We start from the raw sequence: 6,874 nt of genomic DNA on the forward strand, positions 1-6,874 counted from the left end.
GACCGTCGTCGTGCCCGGCGACGACGGTCAGCTCCTCGACCGGCGCCCCGTCCACGGCGGGGGGAGCCGAACCGTCCGGGCGCCAGAAGGCGACACGGCCGGTGCGGGCGGGATCGCCGGGGACGAAGACGGCCGGGCAACGGGCCGGTTCGGCGTGCGGGGAGGAGGGAGCAGGGGGGTGCGTCTGCGCGGTGATGACGGATTCCTCAAACTTGACTAGTGGAGTCGGAGCCGCCGAGGGTACAGCACGACCGGGGCCGGCCGGGTGTGCCCGGAGCGTGATCCGGGCCACCATGAAGGTGAGCCGTGTTCCCGTACGCCGGAGGAGGCGACGAGCGCCCGGGAAACCCTAGGGGGCGCGGCTCAGGGAAGTCTCAGGGTCGCGGTCCGGAACCGCCGAAAGCGCGGGCCCGTTCTCACGACAGAGAGCGGCAATGGCCGCGAAGGAGGCGACACTCATGTCGAAGAACGCCAAGATCGCCGCGGGTGGTGTGGCGGCCGGGCTCGTCCTGCTCATCTGGCTGCCCTGGTGGGCCGCGCTTCTGGTGGTCCTGGGGATCCCGGCCGCCGCGTACCTCGCCCTGGACCCCTCGCAGCGGAGCAGGCTGCGCCGCGTCTCGCGCAAGGAGCTGGGTCGCTGAGGAGCTACCGCGCCCCCGCCCCGCCGGCGTCCAGCGGACAGGAGTTGACCACGTCACCGTCGGCGGGCCGGGCCACGACCCGGTCCGCGGGCGGCTCGACCCCGCGCTCCACCCAGGCCACCAGGGCGTCGAACGCCGACCGGTGGCAGGGCAGGATCGGCCGCAGCCGGTCCGGATGGGAGTCGTACAGTCCGTCGACGTGCGTGCCGTCCTGCACCGTGTAGTAGCGGTGCAGCGCACCCCGCCCGGCCGTGTCGATCATGCGCGCGTACACATCGGAGCCGGTGGCCTTGGGCAGCAGCGCGTCCAGGTCGCCGTGCAGGGTGATCAGCGGCCGGCCGATGCGCCCGGTCAGCGACACCCGGGCCACGGCACGGTGCACGGAGCCGGGGCGCGAGGCGTAGTCGTAGGAGGCGTCGGAGGCGCACGGCGCGAGGACCTCCTCCACCGTCGAACCCGCGGAGGGGCCGGGGCATCCGGGGTCGTAGGAGGGGTCGAACTCGGCGCGGTAGATCTTCTGCGTGACGCCCCAGTAGGCCTTCTCGTGGTACGGCCACAGGAACTCCGAGCCGCGGGCGAAGCCCGCCGCGTACAGGTCCTCGTCCTGTGCCGTGCCGAACATCCGGGCCACCGCCACCGGCAGGGAGGTGAACGGATTGGGGCCGTCGGCCGTCCACAGGGTGCCCTCCCAGTCCACCCCGCCGTCGTACAGCTCCGGATGGTTCTCCAACTGCCAGCGCGTGAGGTAACCGCCGTTGGAGACGCCGGTGATGTACGTGCGGCGCGGGGCGTGCCCGTAGCGCTGCGCCACCGCCTGCCGGGCCGCCCGGGTGAGTTGCGTGGTCCGAGTGTTCCACTCGGCGACCGCGTCGCCGGGCCGGACGCCGTCACGGTGGAAGTCGACCCCGCTGTTGCCCTTGTCGGTCGCCGCGTACGCGTACCCCCGGGCCAGCACCTGGTCGGAGATCGCCTCGTCCGTCGCGTACTGCTTGCGGTTGCCGGGCGCGCCGGTGACGACCAGGCCGCCGTTCCAGCGGTCGGGGAGCCGGATGACGAACTGCGCGTCGTGCCGCCATCCGTGGGTGGTGTTGAAGCGCGAGGAGTCCGGGAAGTAGCCGTCGATCTGCACACCGGGCACACCGGACGGCGACCGGGTGGCCGCGGCGGTCAGGCCCGCCTGGTCGGCCATGTCGGTGTACGGGGTGCCGGCCAGCCCCGTGGTGGTCAGGTCGGCGAGACAGGCACGGCGCTGATGGGCGGCGCCGGGCACGCGCACCCGTTCCTGGCGTGCGCAGTGGCCGTCCTCGGCCGCGCGGACCGGGGACGGAGCGGTGAGGGCGGCCGCCGCGAGGGCGACGGCGAGCAGGGGAACGCCGCGGGACGGGCGCATGACGGCCTCCGGGAGGGCGGACGAGCGGAAGGGGGCAGCGGGGGTCCCGGGCTGCCCCGGGGTGAGGGCCCGACCGCGCCGTCACCGGGGAGTGGGGCCCCGGGGAACGATGCCCGCGCGGAGAGGTTCACCACACGCCAGCTTCCGTGGTCCGCGGCCGTTCCGCAGGCCGGAGTGGGCTCAGAGGGGGCGTACGGCCATCTTGTCGAGCGCTTCGAGCAGCCCCGGCAACTTCGGTCCCCGGCCCACCGGCAGCACCTCACCGGGTTCGTCGTCGAGCGGGACGAACGCGATGTCGTCGGTCCTGGCGACCAGCGACCAGCCGGGACCGTCGGCCCGCAGGGTGCGCGCTCCGCCCGGCGCGAAGGCCGAGCGGACCCGGCCGATCGGCGGCGGCGAGTCGACATAGGCGCGCGCCTGCGCCAGGACGCGCCGGACGCCGCTGTGACCCGGCCGCCCGCCACGCCCGCCGCCCTCCCCGTTGTCCTCCGTGGTGCCCTCCGTGGTGCCCTCCGGGGCGTCCGCGGCGTCGTCGGCCGCCCCCTCGGGGCCGCCGGGCGTCGAGAACGCGGTGTCGTCGACCTGGTTCCGCCAGGTGGACCACTGCAGCGCGATCTCGTCGGCGCCCAGGCGGCGCTGTGCGGGGCCCCAGACGCTCGTGTCCGGCGGGGACAGCGGGGGTTGGTCCGCGGCGTCGGGGCCGGGATCGTGCGGTGCGGGCACGTTCGGCGCCGCGACGGCGACGGCGAGGGGCCAGCCGGGCAGCGCGGCCACCACCGTCCGCTCGTCCGGCGACAGGTCGTGCTCCATGCCGCAGTCCCAGGACGCGATCGCGACGGCGACCAGCGAGACGTCGTCGACGACGACCGTCCACCGGGCCCCCTCGCCGTCCTGACCGAGCACCAGCCCGTACCCGTCGGCGAGCGGCGGGAGGCCGAGCGCCGCGCACGCCTCCGGGTAGTCGTCGCCCAGCACGCTCGGGAACTGCGCCGGCGTCAGCAGCGCCGCGGTGAGCACGTAGAGCGCGTCCTCCGCGGCGGCGACGGCTTCCTCGTCCGTCCCGGCCATCCCAGCCTCCCCATCCGTTCGTCCGTCGGCGCGCACCCTATGCCGACCCCGAGCCGCTTGTCACGACCCCGCAGACCGCACCCGGAGCTGCGGGTTTCCGGCCGGGCGGGGCGGAACGACCGCGTACCGCCGGGGGATCAGGCCGCCGGGAGCCCCAGCAGCGCCCGCGCGACGGTCCGCGGGGACTCGTCACGCTCCCGCGCGAGCGCGACGACGGCCCGGCACGCCAGCTCGTTCACCCCGAACGACAGCGCCTCCGGCGACACCCAGCCGGACGCCTCGTCGATCCGCTCCTGATCACCCTCCACCCGGGCCGAGACGTAGGCCGCGGCGGCCTCGAACAGGTTGTGCGGACGGGCCTCCCGCCCGGTCCGCTGCCGCGTGCGCACGCCGTCGGCCACCTTGACGCCGATCCTGCGGACCCTGCCCCACATACGGTTCACCCTCCCCGGTGCGGTTGCCCTCGACGGCCTTTCATCTCCCGCCGTTCAACGTAAAGTCGGAACTCCGGCGGCAGAAGGGGGCAGCACGGTGAAGCGCTTCGAGCGGCTGGAACGGATCCGGCGGATGGACCCGTACCGGGAGGCCACGGAGATCTACCGGCTCAGTGCGGCCTACGAGTTCCCCTGGGACTTCGCCCGGTCCCTCGAACTGGCCCTCTACCGCACCTACGCCGTTCCCCGCATCGGCGGGCTGCTCGCCGAGACGGCCGAGCTCACGGACCGCACGCAGAAACGCTACGACGACACCTCGCTGCTCCTGGACGCCGTCGTCGAGCACGGATTCGGCAGCGACCGGGGCCGGACCGCGATCCGCCGCATCAACCGGATGCACCGCAGCTACGACATCCCCGACGACGACATGCGCTACGTCCTGTGCACGTTCGTCGTGATGCCCAAGCGCTGGATCGACGCCTACGGGTGGCGCAGGATGTCGCGCCACGAGACGGTCGCCGGCACCGTCCACTACCAGACCCTCGGCCGACACATGGGCATCAAGGACATCCCCGGGTCCTACGAGGAGTTCGAGGCATTCCTCGACGCCTACGAGGAGGCCCACTTCGGCTGGGACGAGGGCGCGCGGCGGGTCTCGGACGCCACGCTCGACCTCATGACCTCCTGGTACCCGCGTCCGCTCGCCCCCCTGCTGCGCACCGCCACGCTCGCCCTGCTCGACGAGCCCCTGCTGCGCGCCTTCCGCTACCCCCCGCCCGGCCCCGTCACGCGCGCGTGGGTACGCCGCGCGGTACGGCTGCGGGGGCGCGCCGTCCGTCTGCTGCCGCCCCGGAGGACCCCGCACTTCGCCCGGCAGAACCGGGAGATCAAGGGCTACCCGAACGGCTACCGGCTGGAGGACCTGGGCACCCACCCCGTCCCGGGGCTGCGCGGCTGCCCGGTGCGGCCCGCGGACGCGGACTGAGGACCCGCTCCCCACCCCGGGGCTCGGTTCCCGCGCACGGCGAGCACCAGGAACCGGGTGTCCTCGTCGGCGTACGACGTCATGCGCCACCCCGAACGGGCGAGCAGCGGACGGAGGTTGGGCTCCGCCCGCAGGTCGTCCGGCGTGAGCGAGCGGCCCTGGCGGGCGGCGAGCGCCGCCCTGCCGACCGGATGGAACAGCGCGAGCACGCCCCCGGGCCGCACCGCCCGGGCGAGCTCCCGGAGGGCCGCGACGGGGTCGGGCAGATGCGCGATCAGACCTGCGGCGAACACGGCGTCCAGCACTTCCGGACGCAGCGGCAGCGCGGCCACGTCGGCGAGGAGCAGCGCCCCGTCGCGGTCCCGTCCGGCCCGCGCCGCCTCCCGCAGCATGGCCGGGGTCAGATCCGCGCCGAGCACCACCCCCGAGGGCCCCACGGCCGCACGCAACGGAGGCAGGGCCCGCCCCGTGCCGCAGCCCGCGTCGAGCACCCGGCCGCCCTCGCGCAGCCCGAGCTCGGCCACCGCGGCCGCGTAGGCCGGGCCGTCGTCGGGGAAGCGGCGGTCCCAGTCGGCCGCACGTGCGCCGAAGAACTCCTGGACGTGTGTGTGGTCGTCGCTCATGCACCGCATGATTCCCCACCGGAGCGGACGACGCGTTGTGCGCACGTTCGAGCGTGACACGGTCGATCCGGCGCACCGCCGCGCCACATTCCACCAGCTTTCGAAACACGCCCCCTTCGTGCGCCTGTGCCCCCTAACGTCCCGGGGCCATGGGACACCTGGACCACGCCGCCCTGGGATGGCTCACCCCCGTGCTGTCGTACGCGATGGCCTGCACCGGTGCGGCCCTCGGGCTGCGCTGCACGGTGCGCGCGCTCGCCGCCACCGGCCGCGCGCGCCGCAACTGGCTGGTCACCGCGGCCTCGGCGATCGGCACCGGCATCTGGACCATGCACTTCGTGGCCATGCTCGGGTTCGGCGTCAGCGGCACCGGCATCCGCTACGACGTACCGCTCACCCTGGTGAGCCTGCTCGTCGCCATGGCCGTCGTCTGCGCCGGGGTGTTCGCCGTCGGCCACGGCCCCGGTCGTGGCCGGGCCCTGCTGCTCGGCGGGCTCACCACCGGTCTCGGCGTCGCGAGCATGCACTACCTGGGCATGGCGGCGGTGCGCCTGCACGGCGACGTGAGCTACGACCCGGTGCTCGTCGCGCTCTCCGTCCTCATCGCCGTCGCCGCGGCCACGACGGCCCTGTGGGCGGCGCTCAACATCAGGTCACCCGCCGCGGTCACCCTCGCCTCCCTGATCATGGGCGCGGCGGTCAGCAGCATGCACTACACGGGGATGCTCGCGGTGAGCGTGCGCGTCACCCCTTCCGGCGAGGCGCTGCCCGGCGCCACGGCGATGCAGTTCATCTTCCCCCTCGCGGTCGGCCTCGGGTCCTACCTCTTCATCACCTCGGCCTTCGTGGCGCTCTCGCCGACGACGGGGGAGCGCGAGGCGTCCGCCCCGGCCCGGCGATCGGTCGGATCCGCCGCCCACTGAACGCGCCCGCCGCGCCGGCGCCCGGCCGGCCCGAACCCCTTCCGAGCGAGGAGTCCATGCGCCCACCCCGTAGGACCCCGGAAACCCGCGACGAGGCGCCGCCCCCGCCTCCCGTACGCGGCCGACGCGCGCACGCCGGACCGCCGGCCGACGAAGGCCCGGACGCCCCGGGAGAGCCGGCACCGGGCACCGCGCCCGCGCGCCGCGGACTCACCGGGCCCCGTACCGTGCGGGCCAGGATCATCTGCCTGCTGATGGTGCCGGTCGTCTCCCTGCTCGCCCTCTGGGGCCACGCCACCGTGACGACCGCCCAGGACGTCGCCCGGCTGCGCCAGGCCCAGCGCGCGGACACCGCCGTCCGCGCCCCGGTCTTCGCCGCCGTCGCCGCCCTGCAGGCCGAGCGCACCGCCGCGGTGCGCCGCGCCACCCACGCCCCGGCCGTGCGGACCGACGAGCTGACGGAGCGCGCCCGGCGCACCGACCGGGCCGTCGCGAAGCTGCGGCTGGGCGAGCGCGGGACCGTCGCCGACGGGGAGGACCTGCCCCGCGCGGTCTCCGAACGGCTGGAAACCTTCGTCACCGAGGCGGAACGGCTGCGTCCGCTGCGGACGGCGGTGCGTGAAGGACGCGCGGGCTGGGCGCGGACGTACGACCGGTACACGGACACCATCGCCACGGCCCTCGGCGTCGGCGGCACCCTCACCGGTGTCCAGGACGCCGGACCCGGCTCCGACGCGCGTGTGCTGCTCGAGTTCTCCCGCGCGGGCGAGGCACTGGCCCAGGAGGACGCGCTGCTGGCCGGCGCCCGCC

Annotated in this window: 7 protein-coding genes and 1 pseudogene; 4 read left to right on the forward strand and 4 right to left on the reverse strand. The window is 75.0% G+C overall.

The window, feature by feature from the left end; genetic code table 11:
• Positions 1-458 precede the first annotated feature (458 nt).
• Positions 459-641 carry a tail-anchor membrane protein gene (locus B7L92_RS37470; protein WP_081241578.1) on the forward strand — a complete coding sequence of 61 codons (183 nt, stop codon included), beginning with the start codon at positions 459-461 and terminating at the stop codon, positions 639-641.
• A 4-nt stretch (positions 642-645) separates the two neighbouring features.
• Here the strand turns inward: B7L92_RS37470 and B7L92_RS37475 are convergent, their stop codons facing one another.
• The 3 genes from B7L92_RS37475 to B7L92_RS37485 all read right to left on the reverse strand — a co-directional run bounded on the left by B7L92_RS37475 (position 646) and on the right by B7L92_RS37485 (position 3,533).
• Positions 646-2,031, reverse strand: a complete 1,386-nt coding sequence (locus tag B7L92_RS37475) for a tannase/feruloyl esterase family alpha/beta hydrolase (RefSeq protein WP_081241572.1) — start codon at positions 2,029-2,031, stop codon at positions 646-648.
• 180 nt (positions 2,032-2,211) lie between these two features.
• Positions 2,212-3,099, reverse strand: coding sequence for a hypothetical protein (locus tag B7L92_RS37480; RefSeq protein WP_081241573.1), 888 nt, complete (start codon positions 3,097-3,099; stop codon positions 2,212-2,214).
• Positions 3,100-3,236: 137 nt separating this feature from the next.
• Positions 3,237-3,533, reverse strand: coding sequence for a hypothetical protein (locus B7L92_RS37485; RefSeq protein WP_081241574.1), 297 nt, complete (start codon positions 3,531-3,533; stop codon positions 3,237-3,239).
• A gap of 97 nt (positions 3,534-3,630) precedes the next feature.
• Here B7L92_RS37485 and B7L92_RS37490 point away from each other — a divergent pair, with 97 nt between their 5' ends.
• Positions 3,631-4,518, forward strand: coding sequence for an oxygenase MpaB family protein (locus B7L92_RS37490; RefSeq protein WP_081241575.1), 888 nt, complete (start codon positions 3,631-3,633; stop codon positions 4,516-4,518).
• 32 nt (positions 4,519-4,550) lie between these two features.
• On the opposite strand, the pseudogene B7L92_RS37495 reads toward B7L92_RS37490, so the two are convergent.
• Positions 4,551-5,141: pseudogene (locus B7L92_RS37495) on the reverse strand (class I SAM-dependent methyltransferase); the annotation flags it as partial.
• A 149-nt stretch (positions 5,142-5,290) separates the two neighbouring features.
• Between B7L92_RS37495 and B7L92_RS37500 the strand changes: the two are divergent.
• Together B7L92_RS37500 and B7L92_RS37505 are read left to right on the forward strand one after the other, a co-directional pair.
• Positions 5,291-6,064 carry an MHYT domain-containing protein gene (locus B7L92_RS37500; RefSeq protein WP_081241577.1) on the forward strand — a complete coding sequence of 258 codons (774 nt, stop codon included), beginning with the start codon at positions 5,291-5,293 and terminating at the stop codon, positions 6,062-6,064.
• Positions 6,065-6,120: 56 nt separating this feature from the next.
• Positions 6,121-6,874, forward strand: a 754-nt coding sequence (locus B7L92_RS37505; protein WP_170102287.1) for a nitrate- and nitrite sensing domain-containing protein, incomplete at its 3' end; no start/stop codon positions are given.

It is taken from the genome of Streptomyces viridosporus (assembly GCF_002078235.1).
Lineage (GTDB): Bacteria > Actinomycetota > Actinomycetes > Streptomycetales > Streptomycetaceae > Streptomyces > Streptomyces viridosporus.

Coding starts and splice junctions, on each gene's coding strand:
- B7L92_RS37470 (WP_081241578.1), top strand. CDS start 459: ATGTCGAAGAACGCCAAGATCGCCGCGGGTGGTGTGGCGGCCGGGCTC.
- B7L92_RS37475 (WP_081241572.1), bottom strand. CDS start 2,031: ATGCGCCCGTCCCGCGGCGTTCCCCTGCTCGCCGTCGCCCTCGCGGCG.
- B7L92_RS37500 (WP_081241577.1), top strand. CDS start 5,291: ATGGGACACCTGGACCACGCCGCCCTGGGATGGCTCACCCCCGTGCTG.
- B7L92_RS37485 (WP_081241574.1), bottom strand. CDS start 3,533: ATGTGGGGCAGGGTCCGCAGGATCGGCGTCAAGGTGGCCGACGGCGTG.
- B7L92_RS37480 (WP_081241573.1), bottom strand. CDS start 3,099: ATGGCCGGGACGGACGAGGAAGCCGTCGCCGCCGCGGAGGACGCGCTC.